This is a genomic window from Ramlibacter paludis (assembly GCF_022012305.1).
Lineage (GTDB): Bacteria > Pseudomonadota > Gammaproteobacteria > Burkholderiales > Burkholderiaceae_C > Ramlibacter > Ramlibacter paludis.
In genome coordinates, this window is record NZ_JAKLTM010000003.1 from 173,079 (window position 1) to 196,455 (window position 23,377).

25 protein-coding genes are annotated in these 23,377 nt (G+C 68.0%); 9 read left to right on the top strand and 16 right to left on the bottom strand.

Annotation, left to right across the window (positions count from 1 at the left end):
* Positions 1-93: 93 nt before the first annotated feature.
* Positions 94-609 carry a DUF1993 domain-containing protein gene (locus LZ009_RS11345; protein WP_275698034.1) on the top strand — a complete coding sequence of 172 codons (516 nt, stop codon included), beginning with the start codon at positions 94-96 and terminating at the stop codon, positions 607-609.
* Between the two features lie 100 nt (positions 610-709).
* Here the strand turns inward: LZ009_RS11345 and LZ009_RS11350 are convergent, their stop codons facing one another.
* Positions 710-997, bottom strand: coding sequence for a hypothetical protein (locus tag LZ009_RS11350; RefSeq protein WP_275698035.1), 288 nt, complete (start codon positions 995-997; stop codon positions 710-712).
* Between the two features lie 111 nt (positions 998-1,108).
* Positions 1,109-1,786 (bottom strand): transcriptional repressor LexA, encoded by a 678-nt coding sequence (lexA, locus tag LZ009_RS11355; RefSeq protein WP_275698036.1) that lies wholly within the window; start codon positions 1,784-1,786, stop codon positions 1,109-1,111.
* An 89-nt stretch (positions 1,787-1,875) separates the two neighbouring features.
* Here lexA and LZ009_RS11360 point away from each other — a divergent pair, with 89 nt between their 5' ends.
* A complete protein-coding gene (locus tag LZ009_RS11360) occupies positions 1,876-2,796 on the top strand; it encodes an asparaginase (RefSeq protein ID WP_275698037.1) in 921 nt (306 codons plus the stop codon).
* A 9-nt stretch (positions 2,797-2,805) separates the two neighbouring features.
* Here LZ009_RS11360 and adk read toward each other — a convergent pair whose 3' ends face one another.
* From adk to LZ009_RS11390, 6 genes are all read right to left on the bottom strand, one after another.
* Positions 2,806-3,468 carry an adenylate kinase gene (gene adk, locus LZ009_RS11365; protein WP_275698038.1) on the bottom strand — a complete coding sequence of 221 codons (663 nt, stop codon included), beginning with the start codon at positions 3,466-3,468 and terminating at the stop codon, positions 2,806-2,808.
* A 109-nt stretch (positions 3,469-3,577) separates the two neighbouring features.
* Positions 3,578-4,348 carry a 3-deoxy-manno-octulosonate cytidylyltransferase gene (gene kdsB / locus LZ009_RS11370; RefSeq protein WP_275698039.1) on the bottom strand — a complete coding sequence of 257 codons (771 nt, stop codon included), beginning with the start codon at positions 4,346-4,348 and terminating at the stop codon, positions 3,578-3,580.
* Positions 4,349-4,355: 7 nt separating this feature from the next.
* A complete protein-coding gene (locus LZ009_RS11375; RefSeq protein WP_275698040.1) occupies positions 4,356-4,562 on the bottom strand; it encodes a Trm112 family protein in 207 nt (68 codons plus the stop codon).
* The gene (gene lpxK / locus LZ009_RS11380) at positions 4,543-5,535 is read right to left on the bottom strand and encodes a tetraacyldisaccharide 4'-kinase (RefSeq protein ID WP_275698041.1); all 993 of its coding nucleotides are present in this window, start codon (positions 5,533-5,535) and stop codon (positions 4,543-4,545) included. Before lpxK ends, LZ009_RS11375 begins: the two co-directional genes overlap by 20 nt.
* A gap of 4 nt (positions 5,536-5,539) precedes the next feature.
* Complete coding sequence (locus LZ009_RS11385; RefSeq protein WP_275698042.1) at positions 5,540-5,968, bottom strand: ExbD/TolR family protein; 429 nt, start codon at positions 5,966-5,968, stop codon at positions 5,540-5,542.
* 7 nt (positions 5,969-5,975) lie between these two features.
* A complete protein-coding gene (locus tag LZ009_RS11390) occupies positions 5,976-6,605 on the bottom strand; it encodes a MotA/TolQ/ExbB proton channel family protein (protein WP_275698043.1) in 630 nt (209 codons plus the stop codon).
* Between the two features lie 376 nt (positions 6,606-6,981).
* Between LZ009_RS11390 and xseA the strand changes: the two genes are divergently transcribed.
* Together xseA and LZ009_RS11400 are read left to right on the top strand one after the other, a co-directional pair.
* The gene (gene xseA, locus LZ009_RS11395; RefSeq protein WP_275698044.1) at positions 6,982-8,259 is read left to right on the top strand and encodes an exodeoxyribonuclease VII large subunit; all 1,278 of its coding nucleotides are present in this window, start codon (positions 6,982-6,984) and stop codon (positions 8,257-8,259) included.
* Between the two features lie 44 nt (positions 8,260-8,303).
* Complete coding sequence (locus tag LZ009_RS11400; protein ID WP_275698045.1) at positions 8,304-8,885, top strand: superoxide dismutase; 582 nt, start codon at positions 8,304-8,306, stop codon at positions 8,883-8,885.
* Positions 8,886-8,961: 76 nt separating this feature from the next.
* Here LZ009_RS11400 and LZ009_RS11405 read toward each other — a convergent pair whose 3' ends face one another.
* From LZ009_RS11405 to LZ009_RS11415, 3 genes are all read right to left on the bottom strand, one after another.
* A complete protein-coding gene (locus tag LZ009_RS11405; protein WP_275698046.1) occupies positions 8,962-9,399 on the bottom strand; it encodes a DUF192 domain-containing protein in 438 nt (145 codons plus the stop codon).
* Between the two features lie 73 nt (positions 9,400-9,472).
* Entirely contained in the window at positions 9,473-9,679 is a 207-nt protein-coding gene (locus tag LZ009_RS11410) for a hypothetical protein (protein ID WP_275698047.1), read from the bottom strand.
* Between the two features lie 154 nt (positions 9,680-9,833).
* Entirely contained in the window at positions 9,834-10,184 is a 351-nt protein-coding gene (locus LZ009_RS11415) for a hypothetical protein (protein WP_275698048.1), read from the bottom strand.
* A 123-nt stretch (positions 10,185-10,307) separates the two neighbouring features.
* Here LZ009_RS11415 and icd point away from each other — a divergent pair, with 123 nt between their 5' ends.
* The 3 genes from icd (at position 10,308) to LZ009_RS11430 (ending at position 14,777) form a co-directional block, all read left to right on the top strand.
* Positions 10,308-11,567 (top strand): NADP-dependent isocitrate dehydrogenase, encoded by a 1,260-nt coding sequence (gene icd / locus LZ009_RS11420; RefSeq protein ID WP_275698049.1) that lies wholly within the window; start codon positions 10,308-10,310, stop codon positions 11,565-11,567.
* 126 nt (positions 11,568-11,693) lie between these two features.
* Entirely contained in the window at positions 11,694-13,925 is a 2,232-nt protein-coding gene (locus LZ009_RS11425; protein WP_275698050.1) for an NADP-dependent isocitrate dehydrogenase, read from the top strand.
* A 135-nt stretch (positions 13,926-14,060) separates the two neighbouring features.
* Positions 14,061-14,777, top strand: coding sequence for an RT0821/Lpp0805 family surface protein (locus LZ009_RS11430; protein WP_275698051.1), 717 nt, complete (start codon positions 14,061-14,063; stop codon positions 14,775-14,777).
* 37 nt (positions 14,778-14,814) lie between these two features.
* Here the strand turns inward: LZ009_RS11430 and LZ009_RS11435 are convergent, their stop codons facing one another.
* The gene (locus LZ009_RS11435) at positions 14,815-15,135 is read right to left on the bottom strand and encodes a cold-shock protein (protein ID WP_275698052.1); all 321 of its coding nucleotides are present in this window, start codon (positions 15,133-15,135) and stop codon (positions 14,815-14,817) included.
* Between the two features lie 239 nt (positions 15,136-15,374).
* On the opposite strand from LZ009_RS11435, the gene clpS reads away from it, so the two are divergent.
* Positions 15,375-15,734: an ATP-dependent Clp protease adapter ClpS gene (gene clpS / locus LZ009_RS11440; protein ID WP_275698053.1), complete on the top strand. Its 360-nt coding sequence runs from the start codon at positions 15,375-15,377 to the stop codon at positions 15,732-15,734.
* 54 nt (positions 15,735-15,788) lie between these two features.
* Positions 15,789-18,134 carry an ATP-dependent Clp protease ATP-binding subunit ClpA gene (clpA, locus tag LZ009_RS11445; protein WP_275698054.1) on the top strand — a complete coding sequence of 782 codons (2,346 nt, stop codon included), beginning with the start codon at positions 15,789-15,791 and terminating at the stop codon, positions 18,132-18,134.
* A gap of 226 nt (positions 18,135-18,360) precedes the next feature.
* On the opposite strand, the gene LZ009_RS11450 is transcribed toward clpA, so the two are convergent.
* From LZ009_RS11450 to LZ009_RS11465, 4 genes are read right to left on the bottom strand one after another with little or no spacing between them, the layout of a single operon-like run.
* On the bottom strand, positions 18,361-20,067 hold the full coding sequence (locus LZ009_RS11450; protein WP_275698055.1) for an MFS transporter: 1,707 nt from the start codon (positions 20,065-20,067) through the stop codon (positions 18,361-18,363).
* A 9-nt stretch (positions 20,068-20,076) separates the two neighbouring features.
* Complete coding sequence (locus LZ009_RS11455; protein WP_275698056.1) at positions 20,077-20,841, bottom strand: TSUP family transporter; 765 nt, start codon at positions 20,839-20,841, stop codon at positions 20,077-20,079.
* Complete coding sequence (locus LZ009_RS11460) at positions 20,838-21,329, bottom strand: EVE domain-containing protein (RefSeq protein ID WP_275698057.1); 492 nt, start codon at positions 21,327-21,329, stop codon at positions 20,838-20,840. Before LZ009_RS11460 ends, LZ009_RS11455 begins: the two co-directional genes overlap by 4 nt.
* The gene (locus LZ009_RS11465) at positions 21,326-23,368 is read right to left on the bottom strand and encodes a M3 family metallopeptidase (RefSeq protein WP_275698058.1); all 2,043 of its coding nucleotides are present in this window, start codon (positions 23,366-23,368) and stop codon (positions 21,326-21,328) included. The genes LZ009_RS11460 and LZ009_RS11465 overlap by 4 nt, the downstream gene beginning before the upstream one ends.
* Positions 23,369-23,377: the final 9 nt, after the last annotated feature.

Below are 23,377 nucleotides of genomic sequence, written 5' to 3' on the forward strand. Positions count from 1 at the left end.
CGCCGATTGTGCCTTGGGCGATTCACCCTTCGCAGCAAGGACGCAACAGCTGGACTAGGATGCGCGCTTCCATACAACAGCAGGAGACTCTCCATGGCAACGACTTCCATGTACACGGCCAGCGTTCCGGTGTTCCAGCACATGCTGAAGAACCTGGTGCACATCCTCGACAAGGGGGCGGCGCACGCCGAGGCGAAGAAGGTCGATCCGGCCGCGCTGACGACTTTCCGCCTCTTCCCGGACATGCTGCCCTTGACGCGCCAGGTGCTGATCGCCTGCGACGCCGCCAAGAACGGCATCGCGCGCATCTCCGGCGTGGAAGCGCCCAAGTTCGAGGACAAGGAAGCGACCTTCGACGAGCTCAAGGCCCGCATCCAGAAGACCCTGGACTACCTGGCCACCGTGCCGGCCGCGTCGCTCGACGGCGCCGAGGACAAGGAGATCACCTTCCCGGTGGGGCCCAACAGCCGCACGATGAAGGGGCAGGCTTACCTGTTCACCTGGGTCATGCCCAACTTCTACTTCCACACCGTGACCGCCTACGACATCCTGCGCCACAACGGAGTGGAACTGGGCAAGCGGGACTACCTGGTGGGCAGCCAGCAGTGATGTGACCGGTGGGGCCGCCGGGACGACCCCGCCCTACGAGGCAACTGCGAATTGGGATTCGTAGGGTGGGTTCGCACGGCGACCCCACCATCAACATCTTTCAGCGGGCTTCCAGCGCGGCCAGCCGGTCGAGCTCGGCGCATACATCCGCCAGCCGGCCCGAGATGACCATGCGGCCGGCGACGGTGCGCGAGGCGCTCGGTTCCAGCACGCGCACCACGCGCAGCGGCTTGGCCGGCGCCGCCTGCACGGCGGCCTGCACGGGATACGCCACCCGCACGGGGGCCGCGGCGGCGGCCTGGGCCGGCGCGCCGCCCGCGAGCCAGTGAACGAAAGCCTGCAGCGGGGCCAAGATTTGCGGCAGGGAGAAGAAGGTTGCGATTGCCATGTGGAAGCTCCTGGTGAGGTTGACACACAGGCAGGATTCGATGCGGGGCTGTCGCCGCAGGGTGATGGCGCCCTCGCGCCATACGCCTGCCACCTGCGGCGCCAGCCGGTGTCACATGAGCATGGTGTTGCGGATCAGGCCGACCGCGATGCCTTCCACCTCGAAGGGCTCGCCCGGCTCGACGATGATGGTCGGGTAGTCCGGGTTTTCGGCATGCAGCTCGATCAGGTGCTTGTTGCGGCGGAAGCGCTTGACGGTGACCTCGTCGCCCAGGCGCGCCACCACGATCTGGCCGTTCTTGGCGTCGCGGGTGGACTGCACGGCCAGCAGGTCGCCGTCCATGATGCCGGCGTCGCGCATGGACATGCCGCGCACCTTCAGCAGGTAGTCGGGCCGGCGCTGGAAGAGGGCGCTCTCCACGTAGTAGGTCTGGTCGACGTGTTCCTGCGCCAGGATGGGCGAGCCGGCGGCCACGCGGCCCACCAGCGGCAGCGCGAGCTGCGCCAGCGTCTGCAGCGGCAGCGAGAACTGCTTGGCGCGCGACTCGTGGATGGAGCGCAGCGTGTCGCTGCGCAGGCGGATGCCGCGCGAGGTGCCGCTCACGAGCTCGATGACGCCCTTGCGTGCCAGGGCCTGCAGGTGCTCCTCCGCCGCGTTGGCGGACTTGAAGCCCAGTTCGGCGGCGATCTCCGCGCGGGTGGGCGGAGCGCCGGTGCGAGCGACGGCGCTCTGGATCAGGTCCAGAATCTGTTGCTGGCGGGCAGTGAGCTTCGGCGCTTCGTCGGTCATGGCGGCTCCTGGAGCGGATGGTGCGGGATGACTGTTTCGATATCCAGTACCTGTATTTTTCAACAGTTCGAACGGATTGGCAAGTGGCAATGCGAAAAATCTTGGTCCTGGGCACCGGCGGCACGATCGCGGGCACCGCGGCTTCGGCTTCCGACAACGTCGGCTACCAGGCGGCGCAGGTCGGCGTGCAGCACCTGCTGCAAGGCGTGCCGGCCCTCGCGGGCTGGCAGCTGCAGGCGGAACAGGTCGCGCAGATCGACAGCAAGGACATGGACTTCGCCGTGTGGGTGGCGCTGGCGCAGCGCTGCGCGCACTGGCTCGCGCAGGAGGACGTGGGCGGCATCGTCATCACGCACGGCACCGACACCATGGAGGAAACGGCCTTCTTCCTGCAATCGGTGCTGGCGCCTTCCAAGCCGGTGGTGCTGACGGGGGCGATGCGCCCATCGACCTCCGCCGCGCCCGATGGACCGCAGAACCTGGCCGATGCCCTGGCCGTGGCCGCGGCCCCCGGCGCCCGGGGCGTCTGCGTCGTGTTCGCCGGCACCGTCCACGGGCCGCGGGACGTTGCCAAGGCGCACAACTACCGCCTCGATGCGTTCACCTCAGGCGACGCGGGGCCGCTGGCGCACGTCGAGGAGGGGCGGCTGCGCCAGCTGCGCGAGTGGTCCGCGGGCGAGGCGCTGCGCACGGTGGACAGCCTGCGCCCGCCGGCCGATTGGCCGCGCGTCGAGATCGTGCTGAACCATGCCGGCGCCGGCGGCAGCATGGTCCGGGCATCGGTGGCCGACGGCGTGCGCGGCCTGGTGGTCGCCGGCACGGGCAACGGGACGCTGCACCATGCGCTGGAGGACGCGCTGCTGCGGGCGCAGGAGGCGGGGGTGGCGGTACGGCGGACGACGCGCTGCGCGCAGGGCGTGGTCATCGAGACCGCGCAGGACAAGCTGCAGGCGGTGCCGCTGTCGCCGGTGAAGGCGAGGATCGCGTTGATCCTCGCGTTGATGCATTGAGGGGGCGGGTTACTTCCCGCAGTCGGCCAGCGCCGCCAGCGCCCGCGCCGTGATCTCGTCCACCGTGCCCATGCCGTCGATGCGGCGGTACTTGGGCGCGGCGGGATCGGCCTTGGACCAGTTGGCGTAGTACTCCACCAGCGGCCGCGTCTGCGCGGCATAGACGTCGAGCCGCTTCTGCACGGTCTCTTCCTTGTCGTCGTCGCGCTGCACCAGCGGCTCGCCGGTGACGTCGTCCTTGCCTTCCGCCTTGGGCGGGTTGAACTTGACGTGGTAGGTGCGGCCCGAGGCCGGGTGCGAGCGGCGGCCGCTCATGCGCTCGACGATCGCGGCGAAGGGCACGTCGATCTCCAGCACGCAATCGAGCTTCACGCCGGCGTTCTTCATCGCGTCGGCCTGCGGAATGGTGCGCGGGAAGCCGTCGAACAGGAAGCCCTTGGCGCAGTCCGGCTGCGCGATGCGTTCCTTCACCAGGCCGATGATGATGTCGTCGCTGACCAGGGCGCCCGAGTCCATCACCTTCTTGGCGGCCAGGCCCAGCGGGGTGCCGGCCTTCACGGCGGCGCGGAGCATGTCGCCGGTAGAGATCTGCGGAATGCCGTACTTCTGGCAGAGAAATGCGGCCTGCGTGCCTTTGCCGGCGCCAGGCGCGCCCAACAAGATCAGTCTCATGGAATCCTCGGATGGTTTGGAAGCTGCCGGCACTGCGGGCCGCGGCCTGCCGCCGGCCGTCACGCCTGTTGGCGGAAGGATAGCACGCGACCCCCACGTGTAACTGACGTTACGGCGCCGGTTTCCCAGTGGAAAACAGCCGCCGCACCCGCTCCAGGTCCTGCGGCGTGTCGACGCCGGCGCCGGGGTCGGCCGGGGTCACGTGCACCGCGATCCGGTGCCCGTGCCAGAGCGCGCGCAGCTGCTCCAGCGCTTCGCAGCTTTCCACCGGCGCCTGCGGCAAGGCGGGGAACTGGCGCAGGAAGCCGGCGCGGTAGCCGTAGATGCCGATGTGGCGCAGCGGCGCGGGATCGGGCAGGGCGGTGATGCCCTGCGCATTGCCGTCGCGCCACCAGGGCAGCGGCGCGCGGCTGAAATACAGCGCGACGCCGTCGGCCTGCAGCACCACCTTGACGACGTTCGGGTTGGTGAATTCCTCGACGCTGGCGATCGGGTGCGCCGCGGTGCTCATGCTCGCCTGCGGGCGCTCGCGCAGCAGCGTCGCCACCGCGTCGATCAGGGCCGGGTCGATCAGGGGCTCGTCGCCCTGGACGTTGACCACCACGTCGTCGCCCTGCAGGCCCAGCAGCGTGCAGGCCTCGGCGAGGCGGTCGCTGCCGGAAGGGTGGTCGGCGCGCGTGGCCACGACCTCGACGCCATGGGTCTTGCAGGCCGCCACGATGCGCTCGCTGTCCGCGGCCACGACCACGCGGCTTGCGCCGCTCAGGCGCGCGCGCTGCGCGACGCGCACCACCATGGGCAGGCCGGCGATGTCGGCCAGCGGCTTGTCGGGCAGGCGGGTGGAGGCCAGCCGCGCCGGGATCAGCACCGTGAAGCTCATGGCGCGCTCAGACCAGCGGGGTGCGCGGAGGCAGGCGCTCCAGTTCCTCGTCGCTGAGGGTGCGGGCTTCCTCTTCCAGCATCACCGGGATGCCGTCGCGGATCGGATAGGCGAGGCGCGCGCTGCGCGACAGCAGTTCCTGCCGCTCGCGGTCGTAGTCCAGCGGCCCCTTGGTGACGGGGCACACCAGCAGCTCAAGGAGTCGGTGATCCATGCGCGGATGATAGCTTTCGATCGAGCCTGCGATCGAGTTCCTCCCAGAAGGCGGGCTCGATTTCCAGCTGCAGCGGCACGGCCCAGGCGTCGGGCCGCAGCCGCCACAGCTTGACCGCGTCCTTCTCGGTGCACAGCAGCGTCGCGCCGGGGTCGAGCTTGCTGCCGTCCTCGAAGGCATGGTGGTCCGGCAGGGCGAAGGTGCGCTCCAGGTGCAGGCCGGCGCCACGCAGCATGTCGAAGAAGGGCTGCGGATTGGCGATGCCGGCCAGCGCATGGAGCTTGTGGCCGCCGAGGCTGCCCAGGGGCGCGCGGGTGCCGTCCGCCCGCACGGCGTGGCTGGCCAGCGTGCGCCACACCGTGTGGCCGGCGATGCCATGTGCGTCTTCCGGACGCAGCACGAGGTCGACCTTGCGCGGCCAGGGCTCGCGCAGCGGCCCCGCGGGGAGCAGCCATCCGTTGCCGGTGCCGCGCGCGTCGAAAACGCAGATCTCGATGTCGCGCGCCAGCGCATGGTGCTGCAGGCCATCGTCGCTGACGATGACCTGCGTCCCCGGATACGCAAGCAGCAGCGCCTGCGCCGCCTCGACGCGGCGCGCCGCCACGAACACCGGCACGCCGGTCTCGCGCTGCACGAGCAGCGGCTCGTCGCCGACGCGGCGCGCCTCGTCGTGCGGGCCGACCTCGAAGCAGCCGGCCTGCCGCCGGCCGTAGCCGCGCGACACGATGCCGACCTGCAGTCCCTGGCGGGTGAGGTGGCGCACGAGAGCGATCACCACCGGCGTCTTGCCGGCGCCGCCGGCGATCACGTTGCCCACCACGACCACCGGGACCGGCAGCCGCGTGACATGGCGCAGTCCGCTGGCGAAGGCCAGGCGGTTGGCGCCGGCGACGAGGCGATACAGCAGCGACAAGGGCCACAGCACGCAGGCCATGGGCCCACGGCGCAGCCAGGCGCGTTGCAGCGCCCGCATCGGTTTACTTCGCTCCGGCCTGCGCCGAAGACTGCGTGGCGAAGGTGATCTGGGTCAGCCCGATGCGGCGCGCCGCTTCCATCACCGTGATCACGGACTGGTGGGTGGCGGTGGCGTCGGCGCTGATGATGATGACCGAGTCCTTGCCGGCCTTGGCGGCCTCGCCCAGGGCGGCGGACACGGCATCGATGCTGCGGCCGCTGACCGGCTGCTTGTTCACCATGTAGCGGCCGTCGGCCGAGACGGCCACCACGACTTCCTTCGGGTAGTCGCGCTGGGCCTCGGTGTCCGCCACCGGCAGCTTCAGCTGCATCTCGGTGAACTTGCTGTAGGTGGTGGTCAGCATCAGGAAGATGAGGATCACCAGCAGCACGTCGATGAACGGGATCAGGTTGATCTCCGGTTCATCCTTGGGATGCGGGCGGAAGTTCATCGCGTGATCAGCCGCGGCGCAGGGCGACGAGGTGGCGGGCGAAGCGTTCGGCGGCGAGCTCCAGCGTCAGCAGGTAGTCGTCGACGCGGCCGCGGAAGTAGCGCCAGAAGATCAGCGCCGGGATCGCGATGATCAGGCCGAAGGCGGTGTTGTACAGGGCGACCGAGATGCCGTGCGCCAGCTGCGCCGGGTTGCCGCCGGTGGCGCCGCCGGGCGCCTGCGAGCCGAAGATCTCGATCATGCCGATCACGGTGCCCATGAGGCCGAGCAGCGGCGCGACGGAGGCGATGGTGGCCAGCGCGTTCAGGTAGCGTTCGAGGCGGTGCGCGACGGCGCGGCCGGTGTGCTCCATGCTCGAGCGCAAGTCGGCCTCGGTGCAGCGCGGATCCGAATTCAGGGCGCGGAAGCCGCTGGCCAGCACCTCGCCCAGGGCCGAGTTCTGCTCCAGCTGGGTGACGACGTCGGGCGACGGGACGGAAACGCGCGACACGGCCAGTGCCTCGTCCAGCAGGCGCGGCGGGGCGATCTTGGCCTTCTTGAGGCTCAGGAAGCGTTCGAAGATGAGCGCGAGCGCAAGGATGGAACAGGCGACCAGGGGCCAGATGGGCCAGCCCGCGGCTTGTATGATCGAAAGCAAAAGGGGATCCTCCGCACCGTTTGTACTGACTGGAAGCGCCCTTGCGGCACTTCGATGCAGCGGATTATCGCGGACTTGCCCACTGTAGGACGCAAGCCCGTGGTCGTAGGACGACACTCACAAAAGTTGTGGATAACTTTGTTGAGAACAACCCCTCCCCCCCGCCCGGAACCGCGCCAATGCTTGCCCGTGACAGAACGATGACGATTTGAGCAGGAAAAATCCCTTTTGAATCAATGACTTGCTCCGAAAAATCAGCGTTTGGCGCAGCCCCCGCCCACCGCCTGCCTCTCACCTGCACGCTGTGGATGAAATACCATCGGGTAAACCCTGAGAGGTGTGGCTCTTGGTAACCGGCACAGCGTCATTTCCCGCAGTGGCGCCGCGCGTCTGGGCGGTCGGGGCGCTCTGCCGCGCCGTGGCCGACGCCCTCGAGGCCCGCTTCAATCCGGTGACCGTGCGGGGCGAGATCACCGGCTTCTCGCGTGCGGCCAGCGGCCACTGTTACTTCAGCCTGAAGGACGCGCAGGGACAGGTGCGCTGCGCCATGTTCCGCCGCGCGGCCAGCCTGATGGAGTTCATGCCGCGCGACGGCGAGCTGGTCGAGGTGCAAGGCCGCCTGGGCGTCTACGAACCGCGCGGCGACCTGCAGCTGATCGTCGAAACCCTGCGCCGGGCCGGGCAGGGCGCGCTGTTCGAGCAGTTCCTGCGCCTCAAGGCGAAGCTGGAAGGCGAGGGCCTCTTCGACAGCGCCCGCAAGCGGCCGCTGCCCCTGCTGCCGCGCGGCATCGGCATCGTCACTTCGCTGCAGGCCGCGGCGCTCCATGACGTGGTGACCTGCCTGCGGCGGCGCGCCCCGCACGTGCCGGTGGTGCTGGCGCCGGCCGCGGTGCAAGGCGCCCAGGCGCCGGGCGACCTGGTGGCGGCGCTGCAGGCCCTCTACCGGATGGCCGAAGCCGGCCAGCTGGACCTGATCCTGCTGGTGCGCGGCGGCGGTTCGATGGAGGACCTCTGGGCCTTCAACGACGAGCAGCTGGCCCGCACCATCGTCGCCAGCCCCGTGCCGCTGGTGAGCGGCGTCGGCCACGAAACCGACTTCACCATCGCCGACTTCTGCGCCGACCTGCGCGCCCCCACGCCCACGGCCGCGGCCGAACTGGCGGCCCAGCCGCAGGAGACCTGGCTCGGCGCGCTCGACCTGATGGCCTCGCGCCTGCAGGATGCGGCCTGGCGCCGCCTCGATCGCGCCAGCCAGCGCCTCGACCAGGCGGCGGCCCACCTCGGGCGGCCGTCGGCGCGCACCGCGCAGCAGCACTTGCGCATCGAGCGCGGCGCGCAGCGCCTGCGCTATGCGCTGGCGACGCGGCTGCAGCGCGGGCGCGACCTGCTGGCGAACGCGGGGAACCGCTTCGTCGGCAGCGCGGGCGAACGCCTCCAGCGCGCGGAGCAGCGCCACGAGCGGCTGGCACTGCGGCTGCAGCTGCTGGATCCGCGCCTCGTGCTGCAGCGCGGCTATGCGCTGCTCACCGACGCAAGCGACGGCCGGCCCGTCACCTCGGCCACGCAGGTGCGCGCCGGCCAGGCGCTGCGCGCCGCCCTTGCGGACGGCGAGGTTGATCTCACCGTTTCGCCCAGCGGTCCGCAAGCTACATAGAATCAGCCGGTTCGCACAGCAACCCCAAGAGAAAGAGAAGAGCCATGGAACACGTCCTGCCCCCGCTGCCCTACCCGAAGACCGCCCTTGCGCCGGCCTACTCCGAAGAGACCCTCGAGTACCACCACGGCAAGCACCACAAGGCCTATGTCGACAACCTGAACAAGCTGCAGGTCGGCACCGAGTTCGAGAACATGCCGCTGGAGGACATCATCCGCAAGTCCTCGGGCGCCATCTACAACAACTCCGCCCAGATCTGGAACCACACCTTCTTCTGGAACTGCATGAAGCCGCAAGGCGGCGGCGAGCCCACCGGCGCGCTGGCCCAGGCGATCACCAGCAAGTGGGGCAGCTACGCGGCCTTCAAGGAAGCCTTCGTCAAGTCCGCCGTCGGCAACTTCGGCTCCGGCTGGACCTGGCTGGTGAAGAAGCCGGACGGCAGCGTCGACATCGTGAACACCGGCGCCGCCGGCACGCCGCTCACCACCGCCGACCGCGCGCTGCTGACGGTGGACGTGTGGGAACACGCGTACTACATCGACTACCGCAACGCCCGTCCCAAGTTCGTCGAGACCTTCCTCGACAAGCTGGTGAACTGGGACTTCGCGGCGAAGAACTTCGGCTGATGCGTCATCCCCGCGCAGGCGGGGACCCAGGCCAACGGAAAAAAAGCCCCGCGCTGCGGGGCTTTTTCCATGGGGGCTAGCGCTGGAAGGGCGTGCCGGTCAGCTTCGCGCCGGCCTTGATGCCCTTCCTGGCAAACCACCCCTTGTTCATCTCCAGCACGTAGCGCACCGGCTTCGCGGAGCAGTGCGACTCCAGCGTCTGCGGCGCCATGTCCTCGATGTTGACGATGGTGCCGTCGTCGGCGATGAAGGCCGCCGACAGGGGCAGCAGCGTGTTCTTCATCCAGAAGCACTGCTGGCTCGGGTATTCGAAGACGAACAGCATGCCCTCCTGCTGGGGCATTTCCTTGCGGTACATGAGGCCCGTCATGCGCTGGTCGTTGCTGGCGGCAACCTGCGCGTCGATCTGGTGCATGCCGGCGCCCAGCTTCACGCGGGGCAGGTCGGTCTGGGGATCCTGGGCCAGGGCCGCGGCGGCGGCCAGGGCGGCTACGAGGGCGAACAGCTTTTTCATCGGTCGTATTGTGGCAAGGGACCACGAAAAATGCCCGCGCGCGGCGGGCATCTTCAGCTCCAGAAGGCCTGGATCAGGACTTCTTCTCGGAGGCGGCGGCCTTCTTGGTGGAAGCCTTCTTGGTCGACTTCTTCTTGGCGGCCTTCTTTTCAGCCTTGGCTTCCGCCTTGGCTTCGGCCTTGGCGCCGGAAGCGGCGGGCATGGCGGCGCCGGCGTGCGAGGCGGCGAAGGAGGACACGGCGAACAGGGAGGCGATCAGGGCGGCGAGCAGCTTGTTCATGAAAAACACCTTTCAGTTGTCCGGATTGTGGATTTGCTCCTCCGGTCAACCGGAAGGCCCATCCGTAACGGGATGTCGAGCATGCCGGTTGACATGGACGCCCCAAAAGAAAAAGCCCGCACGGGGCGGGCTCTTCCGGTTCGAGGAAATCGAATTACGACTTCTTCTCTTCCTTCTTGGCTTCTTCCTTCTTCGCTTCGGCCTTCTTGGCGGCCTTCTTGGGGGCCTTCTTGTCGGCCTTGGCGACCTTGGCGTCGGCCTTGGCTTCGGCCTTCTCGGCGGTCTTCTCGGCCTTCTCGGCCTTCGCTTCGGCCTTGGCGGCGGTCTTCTCGGCCTTCACGGCGGTCTTTTCGGCCTTTTCAGCCTTGGCTTCGGCCTTGGCGGCGGTGGCGGAGGCGGCAGCCTTCGCCGGGACAGCCGGGGTGGCGGGCGTGGCCGGGGTGGCTTGGGCGAAGACGGCGGCGGAGAACAGGCCGGCAACCAGGGCGGCGAGGAGCTTGGTCATTTGGAATCTACTTTCAGATGCATCTGTTTTGAAAAACGCCCGCCGCGGTTTCGGCAGACCTCCCGGAAACGCTGCATGCTCGACAATGGTTGACATGGTTGAGCGAGCTTAGAATTTCCCCCTATGCCCTCCTACCAGCACATCAAGGTCCCCGCCCAGGGCGAGAAGATCACCGTCAACGGCGACATGTCCTTGAACGTGCCCGACCAGCCGATCATCCCGTACATCGAGGGCGACGGCACCGGCCTGGACATCACCCCGGTCATGCTGAAGGTGGTCGACGCGGCGGTCGCCACCGCCTACAAGGGCAAGAAGAAGATCCAGTGGATGGAGATGTACGCGGGCGAGAAGGCCACCAAGGTCTACGGCCCGGACGTCTGGCTGCCCGACGAAACCCTGGCCGCCGCCCGCGAGTACGTGGTGTCCATCAAGGGCCCGCTGACCACCCCGGTCGGCGGCGGGATCCGTTCCCTGAACGTGGCCCTGCGCCAGGAACTGGATCTTTACGTCTGCCTGCGTCCGATCCAGTACTTCAAGGGCGTGCCGTCGCCGCTGAAGGAGCCGGAGAAGACCAACATGGTGATCTTCCGGGAGAACTCGGAGGACATCTACGCCGGCATCGAATACGAAGCCGGCTCGGACAAGGCGAAGAAGGTCATCGACTTCCTGACCCGGGAAATGGGCGTGCGCAAGATCCGCTTCCCGGAGACCTCGGCGATCGGCATCAAGCCGGTGTCGATCGAGGGCACCGAGCGCCTGGTGCGCAAGGCGCTGCAGTACGCCATCGACAACGACAAGCCCTCGGTGACGCTGGTCCACAAGGGCAACATCATGAAGTTCACGGAAGGCGGCTTCCGCGACTGGGGCTACGACCTGGCGAAGAAGGAATTCGGGGCGCAGGAGATCGACGGCGGCCCCTGGATGAAGTTCAGGAATCCGCGCACCGGCCGCGACATCACGGTCAAGGACGCCATCGCCGACGCCTTCCTGCAGCAGATCCTGCTGCGGCCGGCCGAATACAGCGTGGTGGCCACCCTGAACCTGAACGGCGACTACATCTCCGACGCGCTGGCGGCGCAGGTCGGCGGCATCGGCATCGCGCCGGGCGCCAACATGAGCGACTCGGTGGCCATGTTCGAGGCCACGCACGGCACGGCGCCGAAGTACGCGGGCAAGGACTACGTCAATCCCGGCTCCGAGATCCTGTCGGCCGAGATGATGCTGCGCCACATGGGCTGGACGCAGGCGGCCGACCTGATCATCAGCTCGCTGGAGAAATCGATCCTGTCCAAGAAGGTCACCTACGACTTCGCGCGCCTGATGGACGGCGCGACGCAGGTGTCGTGCTCCGGCTTCGGGCAGGTGATGATCGACAACATGTGAGGCCCCGAACACCGCAACGAAGCCGCCCGCGAGGCGGCTTTTTCTTGCCCGCTTCTCACAGCGTAAAATAGCCGCTCGCATCGTGGCGCCCGCCGTCCCCAATCAACTTTCCCGAGAGAGACCACCTTGGCTGCCGACCGTTCCAAGATCATCTACACGCTGACCGACGAAGCGCCGTACCTGGCGACCCATTCGTTCCTGCCCATCGTCCGCACCTTCGCTGCGGCGGCCGGCATCGACGTGGTGGAGAGCGACATCTCCGTGGCCAACCGCATCCTCGGCGAGTTCCCGGAGTTCCTGGGCGACCAGCAGAAGGTGGACAACACCCTGGCCGAACTGGGCAAGAAGACGCTGCAGCCCGATGCCAACATCATCAAGCTGCCGAACATCAGCGCCTCGCAGAACCAGCTGGTGGGCGCGATCCGCGAACTGCGCGCCCGCGGCTACATGGTTCCCGAGTACCCGGAGAACCCGAAGACCGACGAGGAAAAGGCGATCCGCCAGCGCTACTCCAAGGTGCTCGGCTCCGCCGTGAACCCGGTGCTGCGCGAAGGCAATTCCGACCGCCGCGCCCCCAAGGCGGTCAAGGAATTCGCCCGCAAGAACCCGCACAGCATGGCCGAATGGAGCCCCGCCTCGCGCACGCACGTGTCGCACATGGTCGGCGGCGACTTCTACGCGAGCGAGAAGTCGATGACGCTGGACAAGGCGCGCGACGTCAAGATGGAGCTGATCACCAAGAGCGGCAAGACCGTGGTGCTGAAGCCGAAGGTGGCGCTGCTGCAAGGCGAGATCATCGACTCGATGTTCATGAGCAAGAAGGCGCTGCTGGCCTTCTACCAGAAGCAGATCGACGACGCCAAGGAAACCGGCATCATGTTCTCGCTGCACGTGAAGGCGACCATGATGAAGGTCTCGCACCCCATCGTGTTCGGCCACTGCGTGCGCACCTTCTACAAGGAAGCCTTCGCCAAGCACGGCAAGCTGTTCGACGAGCTGGGCGTGAACGTGAACAACGGCATGGCCAACCTGTACGACAAGATCTCCGCGCTGCCGCAGTCGCAGCAGGACGAGATCAAGCGCGACCTGCATGCCTGCCTGGAAAACCGTCCGGCCCTGGCCATGGTCGATTCGGCCAAGGGCATCACCAACTTCCACTCGCCCAACGACGTGATCGTCGACGCCTCGATGCCGGCCATGATCCGCGCGGGCGGCAAGATGTACGGCGCCGACGGCCGCCTGAAGGAAGTGAAGGCGGTCATCCCCGAGTCGACCTTTGCCCGCATCTACCAGGAGATCATCAACTTCTGCAAGTGGCACGGCAACTTCGACCCGAAGACGATGGGCACGGTGCCCAACGTGGGCCTGATGGCGCAGCAGGCCGAGGAGTACGGCTCGCACGACAAGACCTTCGAGATCCCGGAGGACGGCGTCGCCAACATCACCGACATCGCCACCGGCGAAGTGCTGCTGACGCAAAACGTGGAGCAGGGCGACATCTGGCGCATGTGCCAGACCAAGGACGCCGCGATCCGCGACTGGGTCAAGCTGGCCGTCACGCGCGCCCGCAACTCCGGCATGCCGGCGGTGTTCTGGCTGGACAACTACCGCCCGCACGAGGCGGAGATCCGCAAGAAGGTCGCCCTGTACCTGAAGGACCACGACACCAGCGGGCTGGACATCCAGGTCATGAGCCAGACGCGCGCCATGCGCTTCACGCTGGAGCGCGTGAGCCGCGGCCTCGACACGATCAGCGTCACCGGCAACATCCTGCGCGACTACCTGACCGACCTGTTCCCGATCATGGAGCTGGGTACCAGCGCCAAGATGCTGTCGATCGTGCCGCTGATGGCCGGCGGCGGCATGTACGAGACGGGCGCGGGCGGCTCGGCCCCCAAGCACGTGCAGCAGCTGGTGGAAGAGAACCACCTGCGCTGGGATTCGCTGGGCGAGTTCCTGGCGCTGGCGGTCAGCCTCGAGGACGAAGGCATCAAGACCGGCAACACCAAGGCCAAGGTGCTGGCCGACGCGCTGGATGCCGCGACGGGCAAGCTCCTGGACAACAACAAGAGCCCCTCGCCCAAGACCGGCCAGCTGGACAACCGCGGCAGCCAGTTCTACCTGACGCTGTACTGGGCCCAGGCGCTCGCCGAGCAGAAGCAGGACGCCGACCTGGCCAAGCGCTTCGCGCCGCTGGCGAAGGCGCTGGCCGAGAACGAGAAGAAGATCGTCGACGAGCTCAATGCGGTGCAGGGCCAGCCGGCCGACATCGGCGGCTACTACTTCCCGGACCGCAAGAAGGTCAGCGCCGTGATGCGCCCGAGCGCCACGTTCAACAAGGCGCTGGAGCAGGCCTGAGCGGTTTGTAACCGGTGGCGATCTCCAACAGGATCGCCGCCGCCAATCCGCCAAAAGCCGCCTTCGGGCGGCTTTTTGCTTGGCGTTCACAAGCGCCGGGTACACAGGAGGGGTCAACTGCAAGAGGTGGTCCGAATGATCCGCAATCCCGTCTACCTGGCCGCGCTGGCGGCCACCCTGGTGCTGCCGCTCGCTGCGCGCGCCGACGACGACGACCACGGCCATGGCCATGGCCATGGCCACCACAAACACAAGGAAAAGTACTGGGACGGCAACTGCGAGGTGGAGCGCAAGTGGAAGCATGGCGAGTGGGAGGAGAAGCGCAAGTGCAAGGCGCCGGAGCGCGTCGTCGTCGTGCAGCAGCCCCCGCAGCCGCAGGTGGTCTACGTGTACCCGCCCTGGATGCACCGCGAGCGCAACGAGGTGGTCTACGTGCCGCAGTACCAGCCGCCGCAGCGCGTGGTGAGCGGCGTGAACTACTGCAACAACCAGACCGTCGGACAGGTGTTGGGCGGGGTGGTCGGCGGCACGCTGGGCAACCAGATCGGCAAGGGCAACGGCCGCACCGTGGCCACGATCGGTGGCGCGGTCGCCGGCGTGCTGGTCGGTGGCGAGATCGGCAAGCGCATGGACCAGGGCTGCGTGGGCCAGGTGCTCGAAGTCGCGCCGGTGAACCACCGCGTGCAGTGGGTCGAAGGACCGACGAACTACGTGGTGGTGCCCGGCAAGGTGGTCACCAAGCAGGGTGGCTACTGCAGGCCGTACACGATGGAAATGCGCATGGGCGGCCGCGTGGAACGCAGCAACGGCACCGCGTGCCGGCGTCCCGACGGGGTGTGGGTGGCGGCCTGAGTTTCGTCATCCCCGCGCAGGCGGGGATCCAGGGCGCTTATTTGGTCGCGTGATCGCCGCCGTGCCCGCCGGTGGCGTGGAACTGCGGCGCGCGCACCTTGGGCTGGCGCGGGGGCCGGTCACCAGGCGCGCTGGGCTGCGTCTGGATCGGTCCGGGCTGCGCCTGGATGTTCTGCGCGAGCTGGCCCTTCGGACCCTGCTGGATCTCGAAGCTCACGCGCGACCCCTGTTTCAGGGTCTTGAAGCCCTCCATCGTGATCGCGGAGAAGTGCGCGAAGACGTCGGATCCGCCGCCGTCCGGCTCGATGAAGCCGAAGCCCTTGGCGTCGTTGAACCATTTCACTGTACCGGTCGCCATGCTGCACGCCCCGTTCTCATCCCTCAATGCGGTCTGACAGTTTCCTTCACATGGACTCAGCTGTCAATATTTTCACTTAGTCGCTCCTAAGTACGCGTCGCGCAACGATTTCGGGCATGCGCGCGCACGCGCGAGTGAAAATCTGGGGGCACGACCGTCGTGTCGCTTGAATGTGACGCAACCGCCACCAATTCACCTAGGGTCGGCGGGTGCGATTGCGCGTCGATAGAATGAATTTCATGGCCAGTCAGACACCCACTCCGCCCCCGACCGGTCCCGTCATCCGGCCGTCGGACGACGGTGGCGATTCGGTGGTCGCAGAGCGGAAGACCCAGAAGACCAAGCCCCCGCAGATGTACCAGGTCGTCATGCTGAACGACGACTACACGCCCATGGAGTTCGTGGTCGTGGTCATCCAGGAATTTTTCAACAAGGACCGAGAGACGGCTACCCAGATCATGCTGAAGATCCACCTGGACGGAAAAGGCATTTGCGGCGTCTATTCCCGCGACGTCGCGAACACCAAGGTCCAGCAGGTGCAGGAGGCGGCCCGCCAGGCGGGGCACCCCCTGCAGTGTCTGAGCGAACCGGTGGAATGACCGGGACTCGAACGAACGGATAGTTTTGAACGTAGCAAGGCAGAAGGAAAAGTCATGATTGCCCAGGAATTGGAAGTCAGCCTCCACATGGCCTTCGTGGAAGCGCGTCAGCAGCGCCACGAGTTCATCACCGTGGAGCACCTCTTGCTGGCCCTGCTGGACAATCCCAGCGCGGCCGAAGTGCTGCGCGCATGCAGCGCCAACATCGACGACCTGCGCAAGTCGCTGGCCAACTTCATCAAGGACAACACGCCCCAGGTGGCGGGGACCGACGACGTCGACACGCAGCCGACGCTCGGTTTCCAGCGCGTGATCCAGCGCGCCATCATGCACGTGCAGTCCACCGGCAACGGCAAGAAGGAAGTCACCGGCGCCAACGTGCTGGTCGCCATCTTCGGCGAGAAGGACTCGCACGCCGTGTACTACCTGCACCAGCAGGGCGTGACGCGCCTGGACGTGGTGAACTACATCGCCCACGGCATCAAGAAGAGCGACCCGCCGGAGCCCGCCAAGAGCGGCGAGAACGCCAACTCGGAAGAGGGCGAGGGCGGCGAGAAGAACGAGAAGGCTTCGCCCCTCGAGCAGTTCACGCTCAACCTGAACCAGTCGGCCAAGGACGGCAAGATCGATCCGCTGATCGGCCGCGAGTACGAGGTCGAGCGCGTGATCCAGATCCTGTGCCGCCGCCGCAAGAACAACCCGCTGCTGGTGGGTGAGGCCGGCGTGGGCAAGACCGCGATCGCCGAAGGCCTGGCCTGGCGCATCACGCAGAAGGAAGTGCCGGAGATCCTCGCGGAATCCACCGTGTACTCCCTCGACATGGGCGCGCTGCTGGCGGGCACCAAGTACCGCGGCGATTTCGAGCAGCGCCTCAAGGGCGTGCTGCGCTCGCTGAAGGACAAGCCCAACGCGATCCTCTTCATCGACGAGATCCACACCCTGATCGGCGCCGGCGCGGCCTCGGGCGGGACGCTGGACGCATCGAACCTGCTGAAGCCGGCGCTCTCCAGCGGCCAGCTGAAGTGCATCGGCGCGACCACCTTCACCGAATACCGCGGCATCTTCGAGAAGGACGCGGCCCTGTCGCGGCGCTTCCAGAAGGTCGACGTGGTCGAGCCGACGGTGGAACAGACCATCGAGATCCTCAAGGGCCTGAAGTCGCGCTTCGAGGAGCACCACAGCGTCAAGTACGCGGCCACCGCGCTGCAGGCGGCGGCGGAGCTGTCGGCGAAGTACATCAACGACCGCCACCTGCCGGACAAGGCCATCGACGTGATCGACGAGGCGGGCGCGGCCCAGCGCATCCTGCCGGTGGGCAAGCGCAAGAAGACCATCTCCAAGGCGGAAGTCGAGGAGATCGTGGCGAAGATCGCGCGCATCCCGCCCGCGTCGGTGTCCAACGACGACCGCAGCAAGCTGCAGACGCTGGAACGCGACCTGAAGAGCGTGGTGTTCGGCCAGGACAAGGCGCTCGACGTGCTGGCGGCGGCCGTGAAGATGGCGCGCAGCGGCCTCGGCCGCGGCGACAAGCCGATCGGCTCCTTCCTGTTCTCCGGCCCCACGGGCGTCGGCAAGACGGAAGCGGCCAAGCAGCTTGCCTACATCATGGGCATCGACCTGATCCGCTTCGACATGTCCGAGTACATGGAGCGGCACGCGGTGTCGCGCCTGATCGGCGCGCCTCCCGGCTACGTCGGCTTCGACCAGGGCGGCCTGCTCACCGAAGCCATCACGAAGAAGCCGCACGCGGTGCTGCTGCTCGACGAGATCGAGAAGGCGCACCCGGACATCTTCAACGTGCTGCTGCAGGTGATGGACCATGGCACGCTGACCGACAACAACGGGCGCAAGGCCGACTTCCGCAACGTGATCATCATCATGACCACCAACGCGGGCGCCGAGACCATGAACAAGGCGGTGATCGGTTTCACCACCGAGCGCAGCCCGGGCGACGAGATGGCCGACATCAAGCGGCTGTTCACCCCCGAGTTCCGCAACCGCCTGGACGCCGTGGTCAGCTTCAAGCCGCTGGACGAGCAGATCATCCTGCGGGTGGTCGACAAGTTCCTGCTGCAACTGGAGCAGCAGCTCGCCGAGAAGAAGGTGGAAGTCACCTTCACCGACGCGCTGCGCAAGCACCTGGCGAAGAAGGGCTTCGATCCGCTGATGGGCGCGCGGCCGATGCAGCGCCTGATCCAGGACACGATCCGGCGTGCGCTGGCCGACGAACTGCTGTTCGGCCGCCTGACCGAAGGTGGCCGCCTGACGGTGGACATCGAGACCAAGACGGACGAAAAGGGTGTCGAGACCCACGACGTGCAGCTGGACATCCAGCCGCTGCCGAAGAAGGAAGGCAAGGCGAAGCCGGAGCCGGAAGAGATTTCGACCGACAATCCCTGAGCCGCACCGCTCCTCGAAAAAGCCGCCCTCGGGCGGCTTTTTCTTTGGGGCAGTGAGAGCCGGGGTTCGCTGCGCTCACCGCGCCGGCGCGCGCGCCGGCCCGGCCTACGGGGAGCCGCGGTTCCTGCGTCACCACGGCCTACAGGGGGCGCGGAATCGGGTGGCAACCCCGGCGGGCCCCTCGGGTCCCGTAGGCCGTGGTGACGCAGGAACCGCGGCTTGGCAGTCAGCTCGCCACGGCCACGACCTCCGCCTCCTCCGGCACCCGCCAATCCCGCCGCGAAACCGCCAGCAGCACCACGCCCGCGAACAACGGCACCAGATACAGCGCCACCTCGGCGACACTGCGCAGGCCGCCCGGCGCCATCTTGTCCACCGGGTAGCGCAGGTGCATCGCCAGCAGCAGCGGCGCCGCCCACAGGATCAAGCCGCGCCAATGCCCGGCGGCTTCCCCTAGCGCCTCGCGCCCGGCCAGCAGGAACAGCGCCGAGCCGATGAAGACCAGCGTGTAGAAGGTGCCCATCATCGACTGCCCGCTGCCGAACAGCGCCGCGTTCGGCCGGTACAGCACGTATGACAGGCAGCAGACGCCGAGCACCACGGCGAACTTGCGCGCCCGCGCCGCTGCATGCCCGTCGTCGAAGTGCAGCTCGCGCTTCATCGCCGGCAGCAGGAAGATGCACAGGACGCCCGTGATCGCGTCGACCAGCAAGGTGACCGGATAGCCCCAGGCTTCCACCGCCACCCCTTGCCAGTTGGCCGCGATCGAGATCGCCAGGTTCATCATCGCCATGTAGGCCGTGAACTGCGTGGCCGCCACGGCGGGGTTGGTCACGTCCATCATGATGGCCGAACGCGTGCCGTACATCAGGCCCTGGAACACCGCGTACGCCATGGTCGCGATCCAGAGGATGCGAATCAGCTCCGGCATGGGCGCGCCGCCGGGCGGGCGCGGCATCACGTAGCCGTGCCGGTTCAATTCCCACATCAGGTACAGCACCGGCAGGCTCATCAGCGCCAGGTAGACGGCCAGGGTGCTTCGCCGGCCCCAGCGGTCCGACAGCCAGCCGCCCAGCACCATGGCCAGCGCGGAGACGATCGACGACCACAGGTTCAGCATGGCGACCTGGTCGTCGTTCATGCCGAACTCCACGCCCAGGTTCGACTGCAGCGCGAGACCCAGCGACATCGCGCCGGCCGGCAGCAGCGCGAAGAACACGCCGCGGAAGGCGCCGCGCGTGCCCAGGAAGGAGCGGAAGGACTCCAGCGCGAAGCCGCGCATCTCCGCGATCGCCTTGCGCAGGCGGCCCTCGACCGGCGGCTCCACGTGCGGGGCGGGCGGCTCGCGCATCGGCAGCACGACGAAGGCGGTCACCATCGCGAGCGAAGCCGCGACCACCACGAAGCTCAGGTCGAAGCCGATGTAGCCCATGGCAAACAGCACGCCGCTGCCGCCGATGGCCTGCCCGATGGACGCGCCCGCGAACATCAGGCCGTTGGCGAGGCCGCGTTCCTGCTCCGACAGCGTGTTGACCGCCAGCGAGTCGATCGCCACGTCCTGGATCGCGCCGAAGGTGTTGTGCACCAGCAGGATCGCGGTGAAGAGGCCCAGGCCGGAAGGCAGCGGCACGGGGATCAGCGCCAGGATGGTCAGCACCATCACGATCTGCGTGAACAGGATCCAGCCGCGCCGGTGGCCCCAGCGCCGCGAGCGGTAGACGTCGACGAAGGGGCCGACCGCCCACTTGAAGGCCCACGGCAGGTAGAACGAGGCGACGAAGGCACCGATCTCCGCCGGACCGACACCATGCCGCCGCAGCTGCGTGGCGATGGCGGTGGCGGCGAAGCCGAGCGGGATGCCTTCCGTGATGTACAGGCAGAAGAAGGCAGCGAGGCGCCCGTTGCGGCTGGCCAGGGGGTTCGGGATGAACATCGGGGACTCCTAGGAATTCAACAATGCATGCGCGGCCGGCAGCACCAGCCCGAGGCCGGTCACCACCAGCAGGGCGCAGACCAGCTTGAGAACGGCGGCGCGCGGCCACGCGGGCGGATGGCTGCGCATCCACCAGGTGATGGCCATCGACAGCGGCACCGCCAGCGCGCCGAGCAGCAGCGAGCGCGCCGTGAATCTTCCGCTGGCCACCACCATCGCCAGGCGCAGCAGCGCGCCCGCGGCAAGCGTGGCGACCAGCGTGTCGCGCACGGCGTCGAGCGCGATCGGCTGGCGGTAGAACTGCCACACGAGCGGCGGGCCGGAGGCGGAAAAGAGGCCGCCCAGCAGCCCCGCCAGCACGCCGATGCCCGCGAAGGAAGCCTTGGACGAACGCTGCACGAGCGGTGCCGCGCGGCGCAGCACGACGAGGGCGCAGGCGATGACCACGATGCCGAGCAGGAGGCGCAGCGCCATCACGACGTTCGCATCCAGCCAGGCCAGCAGCGCAACGCCGGCGGGCACGCCGACGACCGTCCCCAGCGCCGTGGACCGCAGCGCTGCCCAGTCGACGGCCTTGCGCGGTCCGCGCAGCGCCACCGCGGCGCTCGCCAGCGACAGCACGGTGGCGACATTGGCCACGTCCGGCAGCGGCGCGAGCTCGAACAGGCCCGCCAGCCCGAGCAGGATCAGCGCCAGCGCGAAGCCGGTCAGTCCCTGCGCCGCGCTGGCCACCGCCACGCAGGCGAGGAAGCCGGCGATCTGCCAGGCCGTCATGCGGCCGGCTGGTCCAGCCGCTTCAGGATGTGGCGCCAGTGCTTCGGGTCCACCGGCGTGATGGACAGCCGGTTGCCCCGGCGCAGCACGGCGAGGTCGGCCAGCTCGGGATCGGCCCGCAGTTCCGGCAGCGTGAGGTTGCGCGTCTTGCGCAGCACCTTCACGTCCACCAGCGTCCAGCGTGGCTCCTCCTGCTTCGAGGCCGCGTCGTAGTAGGGCGACTTCCTGTCGAACTGCGTCGGGTCCGGGTACGGCGCCGAAGCGACTTCGGCAATGCCGACGATGCCCGGCTCGGCGCAGCTCGAGTGGTAGAACAGGACGCCGTCGCCGACGCGCATCTGGTCGCGCATGAAGTTGCGCGCCTGGTAGCCGCGCACGCCCGTCCACGGCACCGTGGACTTCGGCGCGGCCAGCGCGTCGTCGACCGAGACTTCGTCCGGCTCGGACTTCATCAGCCAGAACTGCTGCGCCGGCTTCGCCGCGGTCATGCCGCCACCAGCCCCTTCTTCTGCAGCAGCGGCGCGATCACCGGGTCGCGGCCGCGGAAGGCGCGGAAGGCCTCGGCCGGCTCGACGCTGTTGCCGGCGGAATAGATGCACTTCAGCAGCCGCGCCGCAACTTCGGGCGCGAACGGGCTGCCGGCTTCGCGGAAGGCGTCGTAGGCGTCGGCGTCCAGCACTTCGGCCCACAGGTAGACGTAATAGCCGGCCGCGTAGCCGTCGCCGTTGAACAGGTGCTGGAAATGGACCAGGCGGTGCATCTGGCCGGTAGCCGCCGGCAGGCCGCGCGCGCGCAGGAAGTCCGCTTCGAAGGCGGACCAGTCCTGGACCGAGGCCGGGTCCGGATGGCGGTGCACCGCCATGTCGGCCAGCGCGCTGGCCGTGTAGCGCACCGTGTCGTAGCCCTGGCCGAACTTGCGGGCGGCCTGCAGCTTGGCGATCAGCGCATCCGGGATGGGCTGGCCGGTCTCGACGTGGCGAGCGTGCTTGCGCAGCACCTCGGGCTCGGACATCCAGTGCTCGAACAGCTGCGAGGGCAGTTCCACGTAGTCGCGCAGCACGTTGGTGCCCGACAGCTCCTGGTAGGTGACGTTCGACAGCAGGCCGTGCAGGCCGTGGCCGAACTCGTGGAACAGCGTGCGCACGTCGTCGAAGGACAGCAGGGTGGGGCTGCCCTTGGCGTTGTTGTTGTTGTTCAGGATCACCGGCAGCACGGTGCGGCCATTGCGGTGCTGCACGGCCAGGCTGCTCATCCAGGCGCCACTGCGCTTGCTGGGCCGCGCGAAGTTGTCCTGGATGAACAGGCCCACCGGGCGCTGCTGCGCGTCGTGCACCTCGTAGGCGCGCGCATCCGGGTGGTACAGCGCGATGTCGGGCCGCGGCGTGAACTTCAGGCCGAACAGGCGGCTCGCGCAATCGAAGGCGGCAGGCACCATCGCGTCGAGCGAGAAGTAGGGCTTGACCTCGGCGTCGTCCACCGCGTAGTCGCGCTGGCGCACCTTCTCGGCCCAGTAGCGCCAGTCCCAGGATTCGATGGTGTCGGTGTTGCCCTCGGCGCGCTGCGCCTGCTGCAGGGCCGCGCGTTCGCGTTCCACCACCGGCTTGGCGCGCTCCCACACGTCGTCGAGCAGCTTGTCGACGGCTTGCGGCGTGCGTGCCATGCGATCCACCAGCGCGTAATCGGCATAGGTCGCGTAGCCGTGCAGGCGCGCCTGTTCCTGGCGCAACACCAGGATCTGGCCGATCAGGGGACGGTTGTCGTGCTCGCCCGCGTGCTCTCCGCGCGAGGTCCAGGCGCGCCAGGCCTGCTCGCGCAGGTCGCGCCGCTCGGAGAAGGTGAGGAAAGGCAGGATCGAGGCGCGGCCCAGCGTGATCGCATGGCTGTCGCCCAGGCCGCGCTGCGCCGCTGCCATCTTCGCGACGGTGCGCACCGACTCGGGCAGGCCGGCCAGGTCGGCCTCGCCCTTGAGCTCCAGGGCCCACGAGGATTCGTCATGCAGCACGTTCTGCGCAAAGGCGGTGTTCAGCGCCGCCAGCTGCTGCATGATTTCGGCGTAGCGCTTCTGCGCGGCGGGCGCGAGCAGGGCACCGGCCCGCACGAAGTTCAGGTGCACGCGTTCCAGCAGCCGCAGCTGCTCGGTCGCCAGGCCCAGGGCCGCGCGCTTTTCATGCAGCGCGGCGACGCGCCGGAACAGGCCCGCGTGCATGTAGATGGCGCTTTCGTGCGCGGCCAGCGCCGGCGCCATCTGGCGTTGCACTTCCTGCAGCGCCGGCGAGGTTTCCGAAGCGCACAGGTTCTGGAACAGCATCTGGATGCTGCCGAAGCTGCGGCCGCTGCGGTCGAAGGCGGCGATCGTGTTGTCGAAGCTCGGCGCTTCGGGGTTGGCCGCGATGGCGTCGAGTTCCTCGCGCTGCTGCCGCATGGCCTGGGTCAGCGCCGGCTCGAAGTGGGCGGGCTGCACCTCGGCAAAAGGCGGCAGACCGTACGGGGCCGTCCAGGGACGGAGCAGGGGATTGGTGGCTTGCATCGGGCGCAT